3 protein-coding genes are annotated in these 1,680 nt (G+C 55.2%); all 3 read left to right on the top strand.

The genetic code is table 11. The features are described from left to right. Nucleotides 1-363, top strand: a 363-nt coding sequence (locus tag B3M52_RS04730; RefSeq protein WP_286748996.1) for a methylenetetrahydrofolate reductase, incomplete at its 5' end; no start/stop codon positions are given. A gap of 218 nt (nucleotides 364-581) precedes the next feature. After that, entirely contained in the window at nucleotides 582-1,340 is a 759-nt protein-coding gene (locus tag B3M52_RS04725; RefSeq protein ID WP_286748995.1) for a transporter substrate-binding domain-containing protein, read from the top strand. A 69-nt stretch (nucleotides 1,341-1,409) separates the two neighbouring features. After that, nucleotides 1,410-1,680: ABC transporter permease subunit (locus B3M52_RS04720; RefSeq protein WP_286748994.1), on the top strand; the 271-nt coding region annotated here is incomplete at its 3' end.

Below are 1,680 nucleotides of genomic sequence, written 5' to 3'. Positions count from 1 at the left end.
ATCACCCAGTACTTCTTCAACGCGGACAGCTACTTCTACTTTATCGACCGTCTGGAGAAGATGGGCGTTACCATTCCGGTGGTGCCGGGCATTATGCCCATCGTCAACTTCTCCAACCTGACCCGCTTCTCGGACATGTGCGGTGCGGAGATCCCCCGCTGGATCCGCAAGCAGCTGGAAGCCTACGGCGACGACAGCGACAGCATCCGCAAGTTTGGTGAGGAAGTGGTCACCGAAATGTGCGCGAAACTGCTTGCCGCCGGGGCGCCCGGGCTTCACTTCTATACCCTGAACCAGGCGGAACCGAGCCAGAGTATCTGGAAAAACCTGGGGATTGGTGAGCGGGAGAAGATTGCGTTTTAAGTTTCGCTGCTCTCCCCCAACGCTCCCCAAACCCTCTCCCTCCATGGGAGAGGGCTCCCCTCCAACCATTTGATTTTCTGCATTTCTCCGCCTGATGGTCTAAAGTGTAAGGGTTGCAGTTCCACAAACCGCCCCCGGAAAGAACAGGCTTGATCAGCCCGCATTTCTGGAGCACTCCACCGGGTGCACGGGCAACAAAAGTAAAAACAGGAGATTGTATGAGCACCAAATGGCTTAAGACGGTTGGCGCAACACTGGCACTTACCGTTGCCGCAGGCACTGCCAGCGCAGAGACCCTGCGCGTCGTCACCGACCCCAGCTTCGTGCCGTTCGAAATGATGGACCAGGAGACCGGCGAGATGATCGGTTTCGACATGGAGATCATCCGCGAAGTGGCAGACCGTGCCGGCTTTGAGATCGACCTGAACACCATGGACTTTAACGGCATCATCCCTGCCCTGCAGACGGGCAACGTGGACATCGCCATTGCCGGGATCACCATCACCGAAGAACGTGAGGAAATCGTTGATTTCTCCGATCCGTATTACGACTCCGGCCTGCGCATCCTGGTGCGCCAGGACAGTGGAAAAGTCGAGGAAATTTCAGATCTCGAAGGTGTGAAGATCGGCACCAAGATCGGCAGCACCAGCTACGACTACCTGATGAAAACGCTGGACGAAAATGACGGCGTAACGCCCTACCCAGGCAGTTCAGACATGTACATGGCGCTTATGTCAGGCGCCGTTGACGCTGTGTTCTACGATGCGCCTAACGTTGGCTACTTCGCCAGCACCCGTGGTGAAGGCAAAGTTAAAACCGTTGGCAAGCTGTACGAAGGCCAGCAGTACGGCATCGCCCTGAAAAACGGCAGTGAGTGGGTGGATGACGTTAACGAAGCCCTGGCTTCCATCAAGGAAGACGGCACCTACAAGAAAATCTACGAGAAGTGGTTCGGCCCCATGCCGGAAGACATGTAAAACTGAAAACCACAGCCGGGGTGTACAACACCCCGGCTGGTAACTCCCCATCCAACGGAGACATCCACTGTGGAATTCCAGTTTCAGTTTGACTGGCAGGCAGCCATCAACGCCGTTCCTTATTTGCTCAAAGGTATTCCCTATACCCTGCTTATTTCTTTTGGCGGCCTCGCCATTGGTTTTGTGCTGGGCATTATTTTCGGCCTGCTGAGCATCAACAAAAAATGGTTTTTTCGCTGGCCCGCAACCGCGTACATCGAAATTTTCCGCGGCACCCCCATTCTCGTACAGGTGCTGTTTATCTTCTACGGTCTGCCCGATCTGGTTGGCGGCCCGATTG

Origin of the sequence: Marinobacter sp. UBA2688 (genome assembly GCF_002352785.1) — a bacterium.
GTDB classification, from domain to species: domain Bacteria; phylum Pseudomonadota; class Gammaproteobacteria; order Pseudomonadales; family Oleiphilaceae; genus Marinobacter; species Marinobacter salarius.
Note: the sequence above shows the minus strand (reverse complement) of the source record. Positions and strands in the feature narration are given on the sequence as shown.